At 38.9% G+C, this 20,570-nt stretch carries 17 protein-coding genes; 7 read left to right on the top strand and 10 right to left on the bottom strand.

Going from position 1 to position 20,570, the window contains the following annotated elements:
- The first annotated feature begins 86 nt into the window (after positions 1 to 86).
- Positions 87 to 1,193 (top strand): lactonase family protein, encoded by a 1,107-nt coding sequence (locus ACX0HA_RS13010; protein WP_458845728.1) that lies wholly within the window; start codon positions 87 to 89, stop codon positions 1,191 to 1,193.
- A gap of 58 nt (positions 1,194 to 1,251) precedes the next feature.
- Here ACX0HA_RS13010 and ACX0HA_RS13005 read toward each other — a convergent pair whose 3' ends face one another.
- Entirely contained in the window at positions 1,252 to 1,581 is a 330-nt protein-coding gene (locus ACX0HA_RS13005; protein WP_458845727.1) for a YegP family protein, read from the bottom strand.
- Between the two features lie 151 nt (positions 1,582 to 1,732).
- Positions 1,733 to 3,085, bottom strand: coding sequence for a DEAD/DEAH box helicase (locus ACX0HA_RS13000; protein ID WP_458845726.1), 1,353 nt, complete (start codon positions 3,083 to 3,085; stop codon positions 1,733 to 1,735).
- A gap of 152 nt (positions 3,086 to 3,237) precedes the next feature.
- On the opposite strand from ACX0HA_RS13000, the gene ACX0HA_RS12995 reads away from it, so the two are divergent.
- The 3 genes from ACX0HA_RS12995 (at position 3,238) to ACX0HA_RS12985 (ending at position 4,286) form a co-directional block, all read left to right on the top strand.
- Complete coding sequence (locus tag ACX0HA_RS12995; RefSeq protein ID WP_458845725.1) at positions 3,238 to 3,492, top strand: hypothetical protein; 255 nt, start codon at positions 3,238 to 3,240, stop codon at positions 3,490 to 3,492.
- A gap of 106 nt (positions 3,493 to 3,598) precedes the next feature.
- On the top strand, positions 3,599 to 3,865 hold the full coding sequence (locus ACX0HA_RS12990) for a hypothetical protein (RefSeq protein WP_458845724.1): 267 nt from the start codon (positions 3,599 to 3,601) through the stop codon (positions 3,863 to 3,865).
- A gap of 43 nt (positions 3,866 to 3,908) precedes the next feature.
- On the top strand, positions 3,909 to 4,286 hold the full coding sequence (locus ACX0HA_RS12985; protein ID WP_458845723.1) for a hypothetical protein: 378 nt from the start codon (positions 3,909 to 3,911) through the stop codon (positions 4,284 to 4,286).
- Between the two features lie 52 nt (positions 4,287 to 4,338).
- Here the strand turns inward: ACX0HA_RS12985 and ACX0HA_RS12980 are convergent, their stop codons facing one another.
- The 4 genes from ACX0HA_RS12980 to ACX0HA_RS12965 form a co-directional block, all read right to left on the bottom strand.
- Positions 4,339 to 5,367 (bottom strand): M28 family metallopeptidase, encoded by a 1,029-nt coding sequence (locus tag ACX0HA_RS12980; RefSeq protein WP_458845722.1) that lies wholly within the window; start codon positions 5,365 to 5,367, stop codon positions 4,339 to 4,341.
- 99 nt (positions 5,368 to 5,466) lie between these two features.
- The gene (locus ACX0HA_RS12975; protein ID WP_458845721.1) at positions 5,467 to 6,237 is read right to left on the bottom strand and encodes a dienelactone hydrolase family protein; all 771 of its coding nucleotides are present in this window, start codon (positions 6,235 to 6,237) and stop codon (positions 5,467 to 5,469) included.
- 92 nt (positions 6,238 to 6,329) lie between these two features.
- On the bottom strand, positions 6,330 to 6,878 hold the full coding sequence (locus ACX0HA_RS12970; RefSeq protein ID WP_458845720.1) for a type 1 glutamine amidotransferase domain-containing protein: 549 nt from the start codon (positions 6,876 to 6,878) through the stop codon (positions 6,330 to 6,332).
- A gap of 175 nt (positions 6,879 to 7,053) precedes the next feature.
- Positions 7,054 to 8,283, bottom strand: coding sequence for a hypothetical protein (locus ACX0HA_RS12965; protein WP_458845719.1), 1,230 nt, complete (start codon positions 8,281 to 8,283; stop codon positions 7,054 to 7,056).
- A gap of 142 nt (positions 8,284 to 8,425) precedes the next feature.
- On the opposite strand from ACX0HA_RS12965, the gene ACX0HA_RS12960 reads away from it, so the two are divergent.
- Complete coding sequence (locus ACX0HA_RS12960) at positions 8,426 to 8,917, top strand: N-acetyltransferase family protein (RefSeq protein WP_458845718.1); 492 nt, start codon at positions 8,426 to 8,428, stop codon at positions 8,915 to 8,917.
- Between the two features lie 97 nt (positions 8,918 to 9,014).
- Positions 9,015 to 9,386: a SpoIIAA family protein gene (locus ACX0HA_RS12955; RefSeq protein WP_458845717.1), complete on the top strand. Its 372-nt coding sequence runs from the start codon at positions 9,015 to 9,017 to the stop codon at positions 9,384 to 9,386.
- A 61-nt stretch (positions 9,387 to 9,447) separates the two neighbouring features.
- Here the strand turns inward: ACX0HA_RS12955 and ACX0HA_RS12950 are convergent, their stop codons facing one another.
- The gene (locus ACX0HA_RS12950) at positions 9,448 to 10,398 is read right to left on the bottom strand and encodes a YihY/virulence factor BrkB family protein (RefSeq protein ID WP_458845716.1); all 951 of its coding nucleotides are present in this window, start codon (positions 10,396 to 10,398) and stop codon (positions 9,448 to 9,450) included.
- Positions 10,399 to 10,648: 250 nt separating this feature from the next.
- Here ACX0HA_RS12950 and ACX0HA_RS12945 point away from each other — a divergent pair, with 250 nt between their 5' ends.
- Positions 10,649 to 11,932: an NAD(P)/FAD-dependent oxidoreductase gene (locus ACX0HA_RS12945; protein ID WP_458845715.1), complete on the top strand. Its 1,284-nt coding sequence runs from the start codon at positions 10,649 to 10,651 to the stop codon at positions 11,930 to 11,932.
- A gap of 25 nt (positions 11,933 to 11,957) precedes the next feature.
- On the opposite strand, the gene ACX0HA_RS12940 is transcribed toward ACX0HA_RS12945, so the two are convergent.
- From ACX0HA_RS12940 to ACX0HA_RS12930, 3 genes are read right to left on the bottom strand one after another with little or no spacing between them, the layout of a single operon-like run.
- Entirely contained in the window at positions 11,958 to 12,980 is a 1,023-nt protein-coding gene (locus tag ACX0HA_RS12940) for an alpha/beta hydrolase (RefSeq protein ID WP_458845714.1), read from the bottom strand.
- A 55-nt stretch (positions 12,981 to 13,035) separates the two neighbouring features.
- The gene (gene tamL / locus ACX0HA_RS12935; protein WP_458845713.1) at positions 13,036 to 15,351 is read right to left on the bottom strand and encodes a translocation and assembly module lipoprotein TamL; all 2,316 of its coding nucleotides are present in this window, start codon (positions 15,349 to 15,351) and stop codon (positions 13,036 to 13,038) included.
- Positions 15,341 to 20,443 (bottom strand): translocation/assembly module TamB domain-containing protein, encoded by a 5,103-nt coding sequence (locus ACX0HA_RS12930; protein ID WP_458845712.1) that lies wholly within the window; start codon positions 20,441 to 20,443, stop codon positions 15,341 to 15,343. The genes tamL and ACX0HA_RS12930 overlap by 11 nt, the downstream gene beginning before the upstream one ends.
- Positions 20,444 to 20,570 lie beyond the last annotated feature (127 nt).

Below are 20,570 nucleotides of genomic sequence, written 5' to 3'. Positions count from 1 at the left end.
TTCCTGTAAACAGCACTGCAAATACACCCGATAAATTTCACATAATGTTTAAATACTTTACTTTTGCTTAGACTAAATTGCAAAGGATGAAATTCGCCAGACTATTACTGTTACTTTTAAGCATGAACGCCATAGCACAGGATAATTATAATCTTGTTATAGGGACCTATACCAATGCCTGTGAGAGCAAGGGTATCTATGTCTATGACTTTAATGTGAATACACTCTCATTCAAAGAAAAGAACAGTACAGTTGGGGTCATAAATCCCAGCTATCTTACCGTAAATAAATCCAATAATATTATTTACAGCGTTAACGAAGATGGTGCTAAAAGTGATGTAAGCGCATTTAAATACACACCTTCAACAGGAAAACTTCAACCCCTTAATAAAAAAGATTCAGAAGGTGCCGATCCTTGTTATATCATCAACGATGATAAAAACGTAATTGTGGCTAATTATTCAGGAGGGAGCATTGCTGTTTTTGGAAAGAAATCCGACGGAGGCCTTACAGATGCTAAACAAGTAGTTAAGCACACAGGAAGTAGTGTCAACAAGCAGCGTCAGGAAAAAGCCCATGTGCACATGGTTTATTTTTCGCCTGATAAAAAATATGTTTTCTCAAATGACTTAGGTGAAGATAAGATCTATATCTATAACTATAATGCCGATGGCGGCAGCAATACCCTTACCCTAAAGCAGATCATAGATGTAAAGCCCGGAAGCGGACCAAGGCATCTTGCCTTTAACCCTAACGGTATTTTCTTCTATGTGATCAATGAGCTGTCAGCTACTATAGATGTGTACAGCTATAGCTACGAAAAGCCTGCATTCCTTCAGCAGGTGTCATTATTTGCAAAAGATTGTAATGATGCTAACAGTGCTGCAGATATTCGTTTTTCAAAGGATGGTAAGTATTTGTATGCAACAAACAGGGGAGATGCCAATACCATAACGGTTTTTAAGGTGCATTCAAACGGTATGATCAACCAGGTACAGCAGATAACAACATTGGGCGAAGGGCCTCGTAATTTTACAATAGACCCAAGCGACAATTATGTGCTTGTGGCGCACCAGTACAGCCATAATATTATAATCTTTAAAAGGGATAAGACCACGGGCATGCTTACCGAGACAGGTAAAAAAATAGATGTCTGCTCTCCGGTTTGCCTTATGTTTACAGCAAATAAGTAATAGTAAAATATAGTAACAAAAGGCGATGCAATGCATCGCCTTTTTCGTGAATTATTCTTTAGGATTCGTCTTCGACAGTTGCATCGGGTGCGTTCTTTTTTACCGACTCAATACCATTATCTCTTGCGGAAACGCTTTCATACATTTCGCTATTGCCAATGATTTGGCCGTTTCCTGCTTTAAGATTGAAATAAGGTTTTCCGTTGGTGGATTCTTTCCTGTCGTAGTTGTCTTCATCGGGAGCATTCTTTCTAACCGATTCTATTCCGTTCTTGCAGCCATCTTTTGAAGCATATCCTTCGCTGCTTAGTATCACCTGACCATTACCGGCTTTCAGGTTGAATTGATACTCGTCATTTTTCCTTTTTGAAATTACAAATTTTCCCATAATTCATTGTAGTTTGTTAATAATGATCTAATTGGTAATTGTAAAGTTAAGAAAAATGTTAATTCCTAAGTGTTAAGAAATAGAGCTAAAGTGTTTGTGCTTATAGTGTTGAAAACAAAAAGCGATACGTAAGTATCGCTTTTCTATATTCTTATTTGTCTTTATCTTTTCTTTTCTTATCACGAGCTCTTTCAATACCACGGTTACGCGATTTTGTTTTGCGGGGTTTTGTTTTACCCGGGCCACCAAGATTTACTTTCTTGTTTTTCTCTTTTTTCTCATGAAAACCACCCGTAGATTTTTTAGGCGCTTTTAGCAGCACTTTCATTTTTACTTTGTCTTTCTCAAAGTCAAGCATACGCTCGGCTATTTCCAGGCCTTCGGGTAATTCAAGGAATTTCACCTCTTTTTCCATTAGTACTTCTGCTTCGACTTCGATATCTTCTTCAGATGGTGCTACAAAACTTATTGCAATGCCATCTTTGTCGGCACGTCCTGTACGACCTATACGGTGAATGTATTGCTCAGGTGCCTCCGGGAATTCCATATTGATAACGTGGGTAATATCTGAGATGTCCAGACCACGGGCCATAACATCTGTAGTAACAATACCTCTTAATTCACCTTCCTGAAAAGAAGCCATTGTATTCAGCCTGTAGTTTTGTGATTTATTAGAGTGAATAACTCCAAATTGTCCTGAGAAGTCTTCTTCAAGAGCATCGGCAACAAGATCGGCAGTTCTTTTATTGTTCACAAAAACCAGTACACGCGATATTGCTTCGTCGTTCTGCAACAGATTTTTAAGCAGGTTTATTTTGGTAAGGAAGTTTGGTACACGGTAGCCAAGCTGCTCAATTTGCTCAAGCGGAGTACCCGATGCTGCCAGTGAAACCTCTTCCGGAAAATCAAAGTAATCATTAAGCATTTCATCTACTTCGTCTGTCATGGTAGCAGAAAAGAGTATGTTTTGCCTTTTTGCCTTCATCATAGAAAGGATAGCCGTTACCTGAGTACGGAAACCAAGATTAAGTATCTCGTCAAATTCATCAATAACAAGTTTTTTAACCTCGTCAAAACGAACCACATTATCCAAGGCAAGATCCATCATCCTTCCGGGAGTACCTACAAGTACGTCAACACCTTCATAAACCCTTTTCTTTTGCGTATTGATATTTACACCTCCGTAAATACCCAATACACGCACCGACATAAAAGCGGTAAGCTTTTCTACCTCTTCAGCTACCTGTACAACAAGTTCGCGGGTAGGTACTATAATCACTACACGCGGTACATGCACGTTTGCAACAAATTTCCATTGCTTAAGTATAGGCAACAGGTAAGCAAAAGTTTTACCGGTACCTGTTTGTGCAATCCCCATCATGTCACGGCCTGAAAGGATAACCGGCATTGCCCTTTCCTGGATAGGGGTAGGGGATGTGAAGCCAAGTTCGTCAAGGGCTTTTTGAAGTGCTTTTGGAAGATCTAAATCGTGAAATGTCGCCATGTAAATGCTATAATTTATGCAAAGATAGGCATTTTAAAACGAAGCGTTGTGAGATTGTTGGATTGGAAGTATGGTAGCTGTCGGAGAAATTAACAAAACCTTTTCAAATTTCAAATTTTACCTTTTTACCTTAGCTGTATAAAATAAAAGCCATGTCAGAATTTGTAGCTATAGGCAGTGATATATCAACAGCAGTAATCAGGGATTATCTTTTTGCAAAAAAAATAGATAAGGGTGACTCATTGGTGCTAAATGTTCAGGATTTTGAACACATTCTTGATGAAATAAGACATTCAGATGAGCCAATAGATATTCCGCTGAATATACTGGGTGTTTTGCTAATAAAAGATACCACGGGCGATGTGCCTGCGGGTAAAGTGCAAATTGTAAAGAATGATAAATTATAACAGTATATCTTACTTACTTTTTATAAATGTTGAAAAAGCTTCGTAGTAGTGCCCGGAGCTTTTTTTGTATCTGATGCTTAAACTTTAAGGATTAAATAATACCAATATGAAGCAAGATTTTACCCTGATATCCGATGCTTTTATATCCGCAGGAATCGATAATAAAAATGTAGAATTCACTATAACTGAATACTCACTCAATTCCAGACTCAGTTTTAAATTCATTAACATAGAAGAACTGTTGCTTTTTCTGGATGTTACAGCACCATCTAAAAAAGAAATGGACATAAGATCGAAATTTCTAGAAAATGGAATTGATCCTGATAAGTACTTCTATGTAAATTTCTTTAGGCCTAAAGTTGCCGAATTATAATTCATTTTATATTTTTAATCTTTCTAACTAAATAATTATAAAAATGAAAAACTTTATTTTATTCCTGCTGGTAATGCTGGCATTCGTATCCTGTGAAGTAGAATCTGATGATTCAACTGCCAGAACTACAACAACACAAAAATCGGATGAATCTGGAACACTTTATATTGAGGTAAAACCCGGTACAGAGCTTGAAGCTACAACTGCTCCTGAAGATTCTACTGATGGCGGAAAACCAATTAGGGTAATTGTAAAATGTGGTGACTGGAATTGGCCAATAGACGAATGGAATGGCTATGGAGTAGGACTGGATGGGCAACAATATCGCTTAAAAGGTAAAATGGTGATGAATCATAAGACCGGTTACTGGGAGCTAAAGCTTACTGCAACAAAAACCTCATGGTATTTTGACCCATGCTAATAAATAACACTATATAAAAAAGAAAGCCCACTATTGTGGGCTTTCTTTTTTTTTATTTCTTATCTACTACGGGGCGGTTTTCCCTGTTTGCCAGTTCCCATGCTGTAACAAAAGCCAGCTGGGCTCTTTTTGTAAGGAGATCGTATTCAATTTTCTCAGGCTTATCACCCGGCTTATGGTAATCTTCGTGTACGCCGTTAAAGTAGAAAATAATCGGAATTCCTTTTTTTGCGAAATTATAATGGTCTGACCTGTAATAAAACTGATTAGGGTCATTTACATCATTAAAGGTATAATCAAGGTCTAGTTTTGTATATTTTTTATTCGCTTCCTCATTGATATTATGAAGCTCCGTGCTTAAACGATCTGAACCGATTACATAAACATAATTGCCATTATCCTTATGCGCATCATCACGACGGCCAATCATGTCGATATTTAGATCGGCAATAGTATTGTTTATTGGAAAGAGTGGATTGTCAGAATAGTAACGAGACCCGTGCAGGCCATGTTCTTCTCCGGTAACGTGCAGGAACAGTATGGAACGCTTTGGTCCATAACCCTCTTTTTTTGCCTGCATGAAAGCCTGGGCAATTTCGAGCAAAGCCACAGTTCCGGATCCATCATCATCGGCACCGTTGTACACTTCACCATTTTTCATCCCCACGTGATCGTAATGTGCAGAGATAATAAGTACTTCGTCGGGTTTTTCACTACCTTCAATATACGCCCATATATTCTCTGAGTCTCCCAGTTTAGGGCTGAAAGATTTTGTCATATATGAAGAAGGTACAGGCTGATAGAAATTTTTTGCTCCTTTAGGAAAAGAAATACCATCTTTTTTATATTGGTCTATAAGGTAGCGCCCAGCTTTTTTCTGGCCTTCCTCACCCGTATTACGTCCCTGCATTTCGTCACCGGCAACTATGTACAGATGTTTTTTCAGGTCAGACGGGGTAATGGTTTTCATGTATTTGGCGACATCTGCCTTAGCATAGTCTTTTTTTTGCTGTGGTGATTGCGCTGTAGAGCATGAAGCTATAAAGCAAGATACAGCGGCCAGCAATAGTGTGTTTCTCATTTAGCAGAAATTAGATAAGGGTAAATATAGTAATATTTATTAATGTCACCCATTGAATTATGGGTGTTGTGGTAGAATCATTATAAAATGTGCTACGGATTATTTCCTACGGAATAATTCGTTAAGGAACATTATAAAATGTCTCCATGAACGTTTATCTGCACTATTGTTATAAGCAGCTCCTTTTGAATTATCGTGTCCGGCTTCTTTTTCTGTAAAGGCATGTACAGCATTACCATAATATATCATTTGCCAGTCGGCTTTACCGTCTTTCATCTCTTTTTGAAAGGCTTCAATCTCTTCTTTAGAAACAAAGGGATCGTCGGCACCATGAAGCACAAGTACCTTTGGTTTTACAGTCAGGTTTGGTCTTGCAGCATCTTTTCCTAATCCTCCGTGAAAGGACACAACACCCTGTACCGGTAATCCTGCACGGGCTGCCTCTATTGCCCCTGTACCACCAAAACAATATCCAATGATTACGATGTTGTCTGGGTCTGCACCTCCTTTAATCAATTCATCAAGAGCTAATGAAATACGCTTTTGGTAGGCTTTAAAGTCTTTTTTATAAAGGCCAGCCTGTTTACCTGCTTCCTGAGTTGTAGAAGCATAGTTACCTTCTCCATATATATCAGCGATAAACGTATGATATCCCAATCCGGCCAGCTTTTCGGCTACTTCTTTTGAATGGGTACTGATTCCCATCCAAGCGGGAAGGATGAGTATACCCGGATTTTTTTTCTGCTGGCTGACAGCAGTAGCTAAAAAACCATTGAGTTTTTGAGAACCGTCTTTGTAAGCCACAGGGATAAGCTGTGCATTTGCCTGTAATGTCATAATGGTTAACAGTAATACTATTTTAGTTTTCATTGGATGATAAGTTTAAGTAAATATAAAAAAAGAAAGCTTTCATACACAATGGTACAAAAGCTTTCAGGGTGAATCAAAGTTTCAACCTTGAATTAACTTCTCTGCAATTCATGTTTACCTTCGTTGATCTCTTCTACCATCTTTTTGTTAAAGGCTGGTAAATCATCAGGGGTGCGGCTTGTTACAAGTCCGTTATCAACCACAACTTCTTTGTCTGTCCAGTTAGCTCCGGCATTCTGAAGGTCTTTTTTAATAGATGGAAAGGAGGTAATTTCCCTGCCGTTTACCACTTCGGCATTTATTAGAATCTGTGGACCGTGGCATATAGCAGCGACAGGTTTCTTTTCGTCAAAAAATGATTTAACAAATGCTATCGCATTATCATGTCTTCTTAATAGGTCGGGATTAATAACCCCTCCCGGCAATACAAGGGCATGATAGTCACCTGAAGTAACTTCATCCAACGTTTTATCTACAGTATATTCTTTACCCCAGTTCTTTTCTGCCCACGCCTTAATTGATCCGCTTTTCAAACTTACGATCTCTGCTGTCCAACCCTGTTTTTCGAGGTATTCTTTTGGAGATTTCAGTTCGCTTTCTTCAAAGCCATCTGCAGCCAGTATAGCTATTTTCTTGCTCATAATTGTAATTTTTATGGTTATTATTCTTGAAACATAAATTTACCTTACTCGGTGGAAGAACACTTATAATGGCATATTAAACTTGTGCTAATGTTTGTTAATGATCAAGTTAGCCATAAAAAAAGAGCATCGCTTATGGCTGCGATGCTCTTTCACTGAATATAATAGAATTAACCTAACTTCTTCTTCCTTGTGCATTACCACCGCGTGATGCGGGTGCAGCCGCCGGCGCACTCTGTCTTGCCGATGGAGCCGCTGGTGTACTTCTCATGCTTGGTGCACTGCTTCTTACCGGAGCACTCATGTTATTATTCGAAGATCTTACAGGTGTGCTGCGTTCCATACTTCTAGCCGGTGTTGGCGTACTGCAAGTCTCATTCCTTACAGGAGCCGGAGCTGTTCTTTCCATCCTTACAGGTTGTGTGTTTTCTGTCCTGTTGTAAGAAGGATTGTTTCTTACTGTAGTATTGCCTGTTCTTGTGGGAGTCTCAGAAGTTCTGACAGTGGCTGTTGCAGCCCTTACTGCGGTAGTTTCAGTATTTCTTACAGGTCTCCCGTTACTTCTAACTGTATTTATGTTAGCATCGATAGAGCTATTTGCTCTTGACATGTTAGAGTATGAACTTCTTGAAGATCCGTTACCTCTGGATGCTTTAGAGTTTGATCTGCTTTGTTCAAGGGCATAACGATTACTTGCATTTGTATTCCTGCTGCTAAAAGTTGTATTAGGATGCATTCTTTCATAATCGTTCTGTCTTCTGCCGCTATACATGTTTTGTGCACGAGAACTATTTCTTGTACTTGTATAGGCATAAGTATTTCTTGGGTTTACATAGGTGTGTATGTGATTTCTGTATCGGTATACAGGACATGGAGCCCAGTAGTTGTAATAAGTAGGGTAGTAGCCCCAGTACCACGGTGAGTAATAAGGTCGATAGCTGCTTACCCAGAATACATCAAATATTACCGGATTGTATGCATATACCGGTTCATAGATATAATTAGAGCCATACATGTACACATCTCCCACTACCTGTACCTGTACATTATTGTTTCGGTCCTTCTCAACTTCTATGGTTGCCACGTCCTGAAAGACATCGGCACCAATTACTGATTGTATTATTATAAGGTGTGTATTGTTCTCGGTAGCTTCAATCACTCTCAGGTAATCTACTCTGTTATCACCATTAAGATCAAGGTTAGATATCTGCGAATCCGGGTTGTTAAGTCTTCTCTCGAAGTCTTCAAGGTCGTTTGATTCGCCAAATATAGATGCAACAGCTCGAAGGTCTAAGTTATCGCTTATGTCACTATTATTTGCTCTTACAGTGGTTACGTCCTGTGCAAAAGCATCGCCAGTAATAAAAAGGGCAAATAAGGCTATATGGCTAAATATTGTTTTCATGGTAGTAATTAAATTAGGTGTATGCCCGGCAATTTTATAAGTTATTTAGGGATATTCAATTACTGTGCCAATAATTTTTTTATACTTTTACACCCTTCCAAAAAACCAATCGCATTTTACTTTTTTTTAATTTATACAAATAATGCAGATACGTAAAGCAGCGCTTGAAGACTTTCAGATTATTAATGATTTAGCCATAAAAACCTGGCATAATGCATACGATAAAATACTTTCTCCCGAACAGGTAAATTATATGCTCGAAATGATGTACAGCCTTGAAGCCATTACAGAACAGATTTTGGGAAAAGGGCATCATTTTTTACTTTTATCAGAAGCCGGGAACTATCTTGGATTCGCTTCCTATGAGTTGAACTACTTATCAGGAACTACCAAACTGCATAAACTTTATGTCCTTCCTGAAACACAGGGGATGGGTGCAGGCAGGCTTTTAATTAAAAAGATTGAAGAAGCTGCAGCAGCCAATGGTAATGATAAGGTTAGCCTGAATGTAAACCGATATAACTCAGCGGTAAATTTTTATCAGAAAAACGGCTATACAAAATCGGGGGAAGAAGATATTAATATAGGTAACGGCTACCTTATGGAAGACTTTATAATGGAAAAGGCTTTATAATTTTAAGCTATTTTTCTATTTATATTATGATGCCGGTAACAGCTGTTTAATGTCTTAAGGGGTACATTTATATATATAAATTTAAACCCCAGAAATCATGATTGTACAAATTCCGGATTTGCCAAATAACATGGTAGGTTTCCGTGCCGATGGCGAGGTTACCAGAGACGATTTTGAAGTAGTAAAACATCAGGTTGCTTCCCTGGTCGAGAAAACCGGCCAACTCAATTATCTGCTGTTTCTTGATAATTCCCCAGCTGATTTTACTTTGGGTGCCTGGATGCAGGATGCCCTGTTAGGCATAAACCATATCACTAAATGGAACCGCGCAGCAATAATATCGGATTCAGAAGCAGTAATCAATTTTACAGCTGTATTCAGTAAAGTTATGCCGGGAGAATTCCGTGGTTATCATAAAGCCGATTACCAAAAAGCAGTAGACTGGGTATCCGGCAGAAGTGAAGAGTAATAGTATACAATTACATATTAAACAAGAAACTCCCTTAAAGGGAGTTTTTTATTGTCACAGTTTAATCCTCGTGTTTAGGAGGAATGTACTTTACATTCTTTTCGGTTTCTTTTTGCTCAACATATACGGCATAATCGGCAGGCTCTATCTTAGTACCTTTCATACAGGCATATTCACGGGTGAATTCTGCTCCAAAATAAAGTATGGCTGCTGTATAATAAACCCACAGCAGTATGATGATAATTGATCCCGCTGCACCATATGGAGATCCTGCAGCTGTAGTCTCAATATATAAGCCGATAAGGTAACGCCCCAACATAAATAGCAATGCGGTAAAAAAGGCACCCGCACGCACATCTTTCCATGCAATCTTAGCATCTGGCAATATTTTAAAGATTACACCAAACAATACTGTGATAACCATAAAACTTATTACAACATTGGCTATGTTAAGTAATATGATGGTCAGATCAGGGAAATAGGTTTTCAGTATATCATTTAGCGCCATTAGTGCCCCGTTTATAATAAGCGAAACAATAAGAAGGAAACCCAGTCCAACAATTATTGAACCTGAAAGCAGTCGGTCTTTTATAAGTTTTAGCCAGCCTTTTTTGGGTTTTGCCTTTACTCTCCATATCATATTTATAGAATCCTGTATTTCTCCAAAAACAGTGGTAGCACCTATAACAAGCGTAACACCACCAATTATGGCAGAAATGGTAGATTTACCTGAAAGTTGCAGGTTGCGTATTATCTGTTGTACCTGTGCTGCTGCCTGATTACCGATGAGACCGTTGATTTCTTCAAATATTCTCCCTTCGCTAGCTTCCTGTCCGTAAATGGCACCCGCGAGGGAAATGACCAATAGTAAAAGGGGAGCAAGTGAAAAAACAGTGTAATAAGACAGAGAGGCGCTTAGCTTAAGTCCTTTGTCGGCCATAAAACCACTAAAAGTATCTTTAAGTAGTTTGCCTGCGTTTTTTAGCGATGCTTTACTGAAATAGTTCTTCATGATGTTTTAGTTTCATACATAAAAATACATATCTCATCAGGCAAATACTACAATATTAACATAACTATAAACTTCTGTGATAAAATATGCATGCATATTTTATGAGCCCTGCAATAACTAAGTTTAAAACCCAATTATTTCATAAAAATGATTGTTACGCATTGGTTTGTAATTACTGTTAACACTAAAATACTTAACTTTATGGGAGTATTTAGCATCGTTTTTAACATGCTTTAAAATGAACAAAAACATGAAAATAGTGATAGTTGGAGGTGGTTTTGCAGGGATAAATCTTGCTAAAGGCCTCGCCGGAGATAAAAACTTTGATGTAACCCTTGTAGATAAGAACAACTACAATTTCTTTCCTCCTCTTATTTACCAGGTGGCGACTGCCTATCTGGAACCGTCAAGTATCAGCTATCCTTTCAGGAAATTATTCAGGAAAAATGATAATATACATTTTCGTCTTGGAGAAGTACTCTCTGTACGCTCTAACGAAAATAAAGTAGTTCTTAATAATGGCGAATTAGAATATGACCGTTTGGTTTTTGCTACCGGTGCTGAGTCTAATTACTTTGGTATGGATAACGTTCGTAAAAATGCCATACCTATGAAAACGCTTAATGATGCCATCGAAATGCGTAACAAGCTTTTACAGCGTATGGAAAAGGCAGCAATATGCACCAACAGCAGGGAACGACGTAAGTATCTTAATATAGTCGTAGCAGGTGGAGGCCCTACTGGTGTAGAGGTATCGGGTATGTTTGCCGAAATGCGTAATGGCATTTTGCGAAAAGAATATCCTGAATTATCTACCAGCGCAAGCAACATTTACCTTGTAGATGGAGGTGATGCATTACTGGCACCAATGAGCAAAAAATCGCAGGAGGATACTCTCGAAGCGTTAACTAAACTTGGTGTTGTTGTAAAGCTTAACACCAGGGTAGTAGATTATAAAGACGATACTGTTTATTTTCATAATGGAGAAACCATTCAGTCTAAAAATCTTATCTGGGCGGCCGGAGTATCCGCCAAAACCTTTGAAGGAATCCCTGCCGAAAGCTATGGCCGTGGTAAAAGGTTTATTGTAGACGGTTATAATAAAGTAGCTAATACTACAAATGTTTATGCATTAGGTGATACATCTATTATGGAAGGCGTAGATGATGCCTTTATGGGAGGGCATCCGCAGCTTGCGCAAGTGGCTATACAACAGGGTACGCTTCTGGCTAAGAACCTGAAACGCGAGGTTAAGAATGAGCAACTGAAAACCTTTAAATATACAGATAAAGGTTCAATGGCTATCATTGGAAAAAATAAGGCTGTTGCCGATATACCTAAACCGGAAATGCACTTTAAAGGCTTCATTGCATGGGCCATGTGGCTGTTCATTCACGTAATGTCGCTTATAGGCTACCGAAACAGGATCATTACCGCATATAACTGGATGGTTGCCTATTTCTCACAGGATCATTCACTACGAATGATTATCAGGCCTGATAAGAGCAGGAAGAAAGGGGAGGCAACAACTTAATTGCCAGCCCTAAATTCTTCAATAATTATTTCAAAAAAGATCTTATTTCGTTTATATAAATATCAGGATGTTCTGTAGCTACAGAATGTCCTGCATCTTTTATTATTACCAGCTTATGATCAGGAAAGAGGTCAAGGTATTCTTTGGCAGCTCCCCATTTCTGGTTGTCATACTGTCCCCTGAGGATAAGTGTAGGAATAGGTAATCCGTTCAATGCTTGTCTTGGATTTTTAACGTTTGATAGGCTGTTATATGTCATAATCTGAACATAGTAACCACCGCCTCCCTGAGCGGGTACAGCATTCTTAGGATCAGCCACTGTAGCTTTGTTAAGTTTACCATTAAGATAGGTCTGAAAATCATCAGCTTCTTTATCAGTCATCAATTTTTTACCGTTTACGGTAGCCATGAACGATGCTGTTCTTGTTCTAAGATTATTAGCTTTAAGGTTAGCATCCCTGTTATTGAATGTGGGTTCTTTGAGATCGAGGCTGTCGGGTGCAGGTAGTTGCAGCATTTCGTTGTTAAAGGGAGCTATCGGGCCAGGACCGGAAAACACAACTTTTTCTACTTTCGATGGATTATCTGCAATGTAAAGTGTAGCAAGAATAGCACCCCATGACTGCCCTATAAGTATAACCTTGTCAGCACCAATTTGGGTGACTATGGCTTCCAGATCCCTTTTATGTCGTTCGGCAGTATATCCTGTTATGTCATCAAGCCTTTCAGAATGTCCGCTGCCTAACTGGTCATAGAGGTAAACATCATAACCATCATCAGCTAATTTACCTAATAGCTCAATGTTCCTGTCGGTTATAAAACCACCCGGTCCTCCCTGTAGAAAAATCACTGGCGAAGCTTTTTTTATTCCTTTGCCAGGTATAAGAGTATAACCAAGCCTAGAGCCTGTAGAAAGGGTCCAGTATTGTGTCCCTTTTCGTTCTTTAAACTGAGGAACATCGTATGCATTAGGATACAATATGGCAAACATCAGGTATGCTATGAGCAATACAACTGCGAGAAGGATATATTTGACTACTCGTTTCATAAGAAGGGTTTTTCTTAATAACGAATAAGTAACCATTTTGATACAGGGATCAGGATTAAAAAGGATACCCTATGGCTAAGTTAAACACGAGATTCTCCTTTCGCCAGTATTTGCCGCCGAAGTCAATATCATCAATAACCCACCGATCACCCTCAGGCAACCATGGTTTTCTAAGCGGAAATGCACCATCGAGCCTTAGGATAAGAAATGATAGATCGAGCCTAATACCCACACCGGCACCTATGGCCAGCTCTTTATAAAAGTCTTTGGTAAATTCAGCTCCTTCTTTGCCTTCTTTTTTATTCCAAAGCCAAATGTTACCGGCATCTACGAACGCTGCCCCATGAATTACACTATATAGCTTCATGCGGTATTCGGCATTTAGTTCCAGTTTAATGTCTCCGGACTGGTCTGGGAGGAAAGAGGTAGAAGTAACGGTTGTATCACGGTATGTACCCGGACCAATAGATCTTGCCCTGAATGCCCTGATACTGTTAGTACCTCCCACAAAGAACTGCCTTACGTATGGCAATTCTGATGAGTTGCCATACGGTATTCCTATTCCTACAATTGCTCTTGTTGCCAACTGTGAGTTTTTGGTAAACTTACGGTAGTACCTAAAATCATGCTCAGTTTTAGCATACTGGCTAAAAGGAACATTAAGTATAGTAACAGGATCACCTTTTTTTACATTAGCACCGGTTATCAATCCGGTAAGGTTACCTGCAAGGTCAAATGAACCTTTATAATAAATAGTATTCTTTTTAAGCGCCCTCATAGTGTTGGTGTACGTATAGGAGTATGTAGGACCAAAGATCAGCTGTTTGTCTATGGCTCTTTGTAACGATCCGCTTTGATCATCTTCTATTTTTTGAAGATATTCTTCAGTTACATTCGTCGGACTTACATATATAACATCCATTACTTTCAGTTCGTGCTCTTTGGTAATGTCTTCTTTCCAGAGATAGCCAAATGATGTCTTAAAGTTGTTTAGTGAATATAGTTTTTGCCTGTTCTGGTATTCATACCCTACAGATATTTTTGTTCGTGGCACATAAGCGCTTGGGGTTTCTACTTTAAAAGGCGTAATAAAGCGGGGCCAGGTAAGGCTCACTTCTGTACCCACTCGATACACGTTATAGCCTTTATTCTGTCCCGACATTTGTACCTCAAGCCCTCCAAAGGCTGAGATACTAAGCAATTCAGCTGCTTTAAAAGTATTTCGGTTGCTCCAGTTTACGGTAAGTTCACTACCATTGTAGTTTGCCGAGTTGGTCTTTGCAGATAGTTCAGTCCTTATGGATTTCTTAGGTAAAGGCGTAAGGAAATAGTATGTATCCAAAGCTGTGTCCAACGAATCTGAAATTTTAAACTGGTTCTTTACAAAACGGAAGGTACCCAGGTTTACCAGTCGGTTAAGCGACAGGTTATGGTCTTTACGGTTATAGGTATCTCCTTTATGAAAGTATAATGTACGGTCATAAATAATAGGGCGGAAATTATGTTCTGTATCTATGATCGTAAAATCTTTATATTTTTCAACCGAATCATTTGCTGTAGGAGCCTTCAGGGTATCTCTCGCCGCGCTTAGGGTATAATTAGGGTAAATAAAGATATTGTTTATAGTATATACTTTTTTAGCTCTTTCAGGAACATCTTCTTTAACTCTTACTCTCAGGTCTACCTGATGATCGCCTACAGTACTGTCTACCCTTATGATAAGATAGTCAGGGTTGAAAAAGAAATAGCCTTTTTCTTTAAGACGCTCATCAATGCGGCTACGTTCGTCCTTGATCTTATCAAGGTCATAAGCGCTTCCCGTTTTTAATCGAGTCCTTCTTTTGGTTCTTGTAACCGCGCTGTCAAGCTGTGTACCCAAAGAGTCCGGCCAAATAACATTTCTGATAGTATATTGTTTTCCCGGCTTAACGGTATATAAGGCTTTTGCTTTCCTGTTCGATGAAGTTGAATCGGCACTGGTCCGGGTTTTAAAATAACCTCTGTTCTCTGAGCGATTTTGAAGTACATCGGCATTATAGTCCAGGCTTACTTGACTGAATAAGACAGGCGGTTCTCCTACTTTATTGCGTAGCCAGTAACGAAAGCCTTTAGTTTTTGTAGGCTCTCCTGCAAGATTATACATGGAAAGTTTAAACCGCCACCCTAATATCTTCCGATTTGGTTTCGGGCGCAACAGGTCTTCCATTTCAGCTTTCATGGCTTTCCTTTCGCTTTTAGACATCAGGGAATCTTCAATCTTAACCTCACCGCCAACATAAAGCATGTCTCCTTCAGGTATATGTTTGATATTACTGCAGCTATATAATACCAATAGTAAGAATGGGATGTAATATATAGGCTTAATTTTCATTTTTCTCGTCTTTTGGCGTTTTATCATCCTGTTCTTCCCTGGCTTTACGTTCTTCCTCTTCTTTTTCTTGCTGCTTCTTCTTTTCCTTCAGCTCTTTTTCTTTTTTGATCATTTCTTTTTCTTCTTCAGTCCTGTGAAAAAGCTCCCTGAATTTATTGTAATCAAGGGTAAAGATTAACGAAACTCCGGTTTCAATTACCTGCCCCTGTACTGCGGCATCATATTCATCTTTATTATAAGCTCTTACGGCATATCGGCCGTCTCTTGTCAATTGATAATCTACGGCGACATCTCCGGCAATATTGTTGGTTTCTTCATTTGCCTGAGCAGATCCTTCTACGCCAAAGCTGCTGCCAACGGTCACTTTAAGCCTGTCATCGAATAATCTTTTAGATGCGCTCACATTCAGATCAGTACGATCTTGTCTTTCTCCCGATGTATAGTCTTCTCTTGATTCCAGGTCAAAATTAAGTTCTACGCCCTTTATTAAATCGCCCGCAAGATTATTCATCTGCTGCGAAAGTATTTTACTCACACTTTGTCTTGCCAGTGCCCCGGTACTTGATCCGGCTTCGCTGGAGAAAGGATTTTCACCAATAAAGCGGTTTAATAACAATACTGCAAAAACCTGTTTATTCAGTTCTGATGGCTCCTGACGTAACTGCGCAAGCTTGGCATTAGTTGTATTGATCACGTTAGTAGAAACATTGTTGTTACCATCTTCAAGCTCTATGTCAAAAGACAGTTCAGGCTTTAATAGCTCGCCCTCCATTTTCAGGATGGTATTGAACGGAATCTTTTGCTTAAAGGTATTTTGTGTCGATTGCGGTTCGTTAGCAATCTGTGCACCCAAAAGGTCAATAGGAGCAATGTCCGCTTTATAAATGGCACTAATATTAATATTGGCATCCGTTGGCTCGCCAGTCCATTGAATGTAGCTGCCTGATTTTATTTCAAATTTCCTTTTTATGAAGTTAAAGGTCATTTGGTATGCGCCTTCGCTAAATTCATAACGTCCGGTAAGTGTTGTTTTACCCGATTTATCGATACCGCCTGTAAGCTGCGCTTCTCCTTTAAGCTGTAGGTAATCCCCATTTCCTTTATCAATGACAAGGTTAAGCTCAGCTTCTTTAACAACTTCAATATTTACAAGCACATCCATGCCTTTCAGGTCAGATGAATTTACCTTCTGTTCTATTTTAAGGCGTTGCATCATTTCGATATTGTCTTCATCTACAAATTCTACAATACCTTCTCTGTCAGCAATAGACGGATCCTGTTGTGGTAATACTACTGTAAATTTAGTGTTGTCGTCAATTTTTAGGTTACCATCTACCACAGGGCTTTCAGGAGTACCTTTTATATTCAGGTGCGTGTCAAAATACAGCTTGCCATAATAGAAATCGTTATCATTAAGAGTAGAGTTCACCGCCCTGAAATCCTCAGCATCTACAGTCAGATTAAAAGAAATATCCCTGTAGTTGGTGGTGTTAATGGTACCGTTTATGTCAAGCGTATTGTTTTCTTCGTCATTGATCTCGAAATTGTTAAGTGTAATACCGTTATCAGTAAACTGAATTTCGTCATTTATACCTTTAAAATAGGAGTTCAATTGAGTTACTCTGAGTGCCACGTCATTAAAACCAAGGCTACCAATTACATTAGGGTCAGCAGCAGTTCCTGTTACCTTAAATTTGCCCGATAAATAGCCTTTACCGTCTTTTATTTCGCCCATGCTAAATGCCTGAAGACTTTCAATGTTTAGTTTTTCAAGATCAATGTTGAGGTCAAAGCTTTGTGAAGCATCATTGTAATTTCCATCAATTATTGCCTGATTGCCATTTCCTGTTATTTCAACGTTGGCAGTATAGGTATTGGCAATCTCATTGTTCACCTTAATTTTTATATTACCCACTGTATCTTTGCTGATGGCAAAATCGGTAATATCAATGTCAGACGTAAAAACAGGATTTGTAGTTAGGTTACGAAGTTCAGCCTTGCCGTCAAGCGTTCCTGTTATCTTGAGTTCCTGTTTGTTTATAATGTTGGTAAGTGTTTCAATCTTAAAGTTATCCAATTCAACGTCCAGAGGGGCATTCGCCGATTCTGATGCCGACTGCAACTTTAATCTGCCGCTTTCACTGCTCATTTCGAAATTATTAGCATAAATGCCATCTTTCCCAAAGCGGATTATATTATTTTCGGCAATAGCCCAATTCTCATAGTTTAGCTTCAATCCATCAGGATTTAGCGATAACTCAGTGTTTTTATCCGATGCTTTCAGCTGTCCTGCAACCATGTACTGCTCATCTTCTTTTTTATCCTGAATTTGTAGTTTGTAATTTATCAGATTATCTTTTATATCTCCGGTAATAGAAGTTTTTGATAGTTGGAACTGTTCACTTTGTACTTGTCCTATCTGAACATTGTAGCCAAGGGCATCTTCCTGGTTTTCTACTTTTATATCAACTCCCGACACAGTATAATTGCCATAGACAATCCTCGGTATAGATCCGTTAATTCTTATGCTGTCGGTAGCACTATCATAGCGTCCTTCAATTTTGATAGGCTCTAATCTCGTGATTTGCGGAATCAGTTTATAGATTACAGGATCATTATCTATCACAAGGCCAAAATCAAACTGCTGTGGCAGGTTCGATTGCTTTGGAGCAGCAGGGTTAGTGTTGTAATATTTAGCAATGGTAGAAGACAGGGCAGGACCAACCTGAGTCAGTTTATATTTACCCTTCATGTAAGCTTTCAGGAATGGAGACTTCACCTCTATGGCAGTAGTGTCCGGCTTGCTAATGGCTATAATATTTATAGAATCCAGAGCAAATTGCTCCTTATCGTTGGCAAACATAAAGCTGTGAAATTTCACCGTTCCGTTAAGGTTATCGGGATTGGCATCGGTTATATCAGCGTCGATGTTACCACGGAGCTTTAACGGCCCGGCATGAAGATTAAGTTTGTCAAGATCAGCAATATCAACATTAAGCCTTATTTTTCCATTAGGGTATTTACCTTTAAATCCTCCATTGGCAACCAGTTGGAAGTCGAGGTTAGGGTCATTCATATCTGCCGTGGCATCAAACTGTCCGTTGTTTATGCCGCCATCTACTTTAAGGTCTTTATAGGTATAGCTGTTGTATTCTGCTTTTATGATATTGGCTTTAATTTTCGCATTGGCAGTTTGTGGTTCAAGACCCTTGCCTTTCACTTTGGCCTTAAGGCTTATTCGACCTATAGAGTCATTAGTGATAAGTGTGCCTACATCAAAATTATCAATGTCAACATCTGCATCGTATAGTTCATTACCTTTTTTACGCTGGTCAAAAGTGGCTTTCACTTTGGCATTTCCAAAACTGCTGGTGAGGTTAACATCGGTAAAGAAATTATTGATTTTTCCTTTGAATTTGGCTTTCGCCGAAAGTTTGCCCGGAAGTCGGATATTGGCCGGTAAAGTACCTTTAGGGATATAAGTATTAATGTCTTTTGATGTTGAGGTAAAGGCCCTCACATTCATGTCAAACCATGCGGTCTTTACATTAGGAAGCCCAATGATCCTTCCGCTTGCAGCAATTTTTGTAGCGCCTATGCCGCTTACCTCAAGATTAGCAATGCGAATATCGCTTACCTTACCTTCCACACGGCTGGTAATATTCAGCACACCATTTGGATTTCCTTTAAAAGGAGCAGTGTCGGCAAGGGTAGGGACAAACAGCAAAACATCCCTGAAACCTATGTGGCTGTCCTTAATATCAGCATCTACAGTTAAGCTGCCAATATCTTTAGTAAGGGCGTCGAGTGAAGGATAGGAAACAATAATCTGGTCTTCAACAAGAGTATAAGGTGTTTCAAGATACAAGTCTTTCAGTTCGGCACCTTTAGGGCCATAAAAGAAATTGGTATGCAATTCTTCTACATTCAGACCGCTTTTATCTTTTATGGCAAAAGAGCTTATATTCCCTGAAATTGCGTCGGGTGCATAAGAAAGATCTTTTGCTTTAAGCTTTAAGCCAGTTAAGTCAAGATGTTTGTAATCGATGCCTTTAGAAACCGGAACAGAGTTTTGGTCATCAAATTTGAATGCTACGTTTTGAATGTCGGTTTTGGCAAGCTTAAATTTCCATTGTGCCTGTTGTACAGCCTGAGTTTTTTCCGGTAATGCCTGTTGTACCTGCTTTTCGAACTTACCAAAGGCCAACTGACCTTTTAGTCCGTCAATTTCAAGATTTTTCAGGTCTATCATCTGTTTTTTCAGGTCGATATCATTAACGTCTACAAAAAGTTTTTTCAGGTTCAGTCCTGTATCAAGACGGCTGCCTTCGTTGTCATAACCTATTGCTACATTGGTAATATCAATTTTTCCAAGTTTGAGTTTCAGGTCAGGCTGTTTAGAAGCTTCTTCGGCTACTTTTTGGGTACCCTGTGCTACCTGGGCAATCATTCCCTGCTTTAAGGTAAGCTTAAGTCCGTCGAGCTTTATTTTAGGAATTGTAAATTCCATCTTGTCAAGGTCGAATTTGCGTATTCGGGTATCAAAGTGTTTGAGATTGGCGCTAAGATTGTTCTTTGTTATCTTATCATCATAGCTGATACGTATTCTGTCAAGGTTAACTTTGTTTATGGAGAACTTCATCGGGGCAGATGTAGTGTCTTTAGGTTTGTCAGAAGCAAAAGCCTTAATTATGTAATCGAAATTGAAAACGGAGTCTTTATTACGCCTCACATTGGCAACAATATCTTCAAGGTTGATCGAATTTATCTCAACTTCGTTGTCTAAAAGCTTAAAAAGGCTGATATCAACAGCCAATTTATCGCCTGCAAGTAGCGTGTCTCCCTGCTGGCTTTCAAAGTAAACACCTTCAAGGATTACCTTTTTTGGCAGGCCTATTTCAATCTTGCCGATGCTGACATCAGTACCTATCTTTTTCTCCAGGTAGCTGACGGCCTTATCTTTAACTATATTTTGGAAATAGGGGACTTGTAGTAATAGTACTATCAGTAGGAACAATCCGATGATTGATCCTACTATCCAAAGAATAATTTTAAGGCCTTTACGTAAGTATTTCTTGAGCTTCACATTCATTATACCCTAAAAATAGATATAAAATGAATAGTAGTGTTTTAAAATTTTGCTAAAAAATTACTTACAAAAATAGTAAAGACTATTCTTACTTAAAAAAATATAAAAGTGACAAACTAAAACCTAACAA

The sequence above is a fragment of the Flavobacterium hauense genome, assembly GCF_054457175.1.
This window is presented reverse-complemented; position numbering and strand designations above follow the sequence as displayed.

Excerpts from the sequence above, each read along its gene's own strand:
- ACX0HA_RS13010 (WP_458845728.1), top strand. The coding sequence starts at position 87 with ATGAAATTCGCCAGACTATTACTGTTACTTTTAAGCATGAACGCCATA.
- ACX0HA_RS13005 (WP_458845727.1), bottom strand. The coding sequence starts at position 1,581 with ATGGGAAAATTTGTAATTTCAAAAAGGAAAAATGACGAGTATCAATTC.
- ACX0HA_RS13000 (WP_458845726.1), bottom strand. The coding sequence starts at position 3,085 with ATGGCGACATTTCACGATTTAGATCTTCCAAAAGCACTTCAAAAAGCC.
- ACX0HA_RS12995 (WP_458845725.1), top strand. The coding sequence starts at position 3,238 with ATGTCAGAATTTGTAGCTATAGGCAGTGATATATCAACAGCAGTAATC.
- ACX0HA_RS12990 (WP_458845724.1), top strand. The coding sequence starts at position 3,599 with ATGAAGCAAGATTTTACCCTGATATCCGATGCTTTTATATCCGCAGGA.
- ACX0HA_RS12985 (WP_458845723.1), top strand. The coding sequence starts at position 3,909 with ATGAAAAACTTTATTTTATTCCTGCTGGTAATGCTGGCATTCGTATCC.
- ACX0HA_RS12980 (WP_458845722.1), bottom strand. The coding sequence starts at position 5,367 with ATGAGAAACACACTATTGCTGGCCGCTGTATCTTGCTTTATAGCTTCA.
- ACX0HA_RS12975 (WP_458845721.1), bottom strand. The coding sequence starts at position 6,237 with ATGAAAACTAAAATAGTATTACTGTTAACCATTATGACATTACAGGCA.
- ACX0HA_RS12970 (WP_458845720.1), bottom strand. The coding sequence starts at position 6,878 with ATGAGCAAGAAAATAGCTATACTGGCTGCAGATGGCTTTGAAGAAAGC.
- ACX0HA_RS12965 (WP_458845719.1), bottom strand. The coding sequence starts at position 8,283 with ATGAAAACAATATTTAGCCATATAGCCTTATTTGCCCTTTTTATTACT.
- ACX0HA_RS12960 (WP_458845718.1), top strand. The coding sequence starts at position 8,426 with ATGCAGATACGTAAAGCAGCGCTTGAAGACTTTCAGATTATTAATGAT.
- ACX0HA_RS12955 (WP_458845717.1), top strand. The coding sequence starts at position 9,015 with ATGATTGTACAAATTCCGGATTTGCCAAATAACATGGTAGGTTTCCGT.
- ACX0HA_RS12950 (WP_458845716.1), bottom strand. The coding sequence starts at position 10,398 with ATGAAGAACTATTTCAGTAAAGCATCGCTAAAAAACGCAGGCAAACTA.
- ACX0HA_RS12945 (WP_458845715.1), top strand. The coding sequence starts at position 10,649 with ATGAAAATAGTGATAGTTGGAGGTGGTTTTGCAGGGATAAATCTTGCT.
- ACX0HA_RS12940 (WP_458845714.1), bottom strand. The coding sequence starts at position 12,980 with ATGAAACGAGTAGTCAAATATATCCTTCTCGCAGTTGTATTGCTCATA.
- tamL (WP_458845713.1), bottom strand. The coding sequence starts at position 15,351 with ATGAAAATTAAGCCTATATATTACATCCCATTCTTACTATTGGTATTA.
- ACX0HA_RS12930 (WP_458845712.1), bottom strand. The coding sequence starts at position 20,443 with ATGAATGTGAAGCTCAAGAAATACTTACGTAAAGGCCTTAAAATTATT.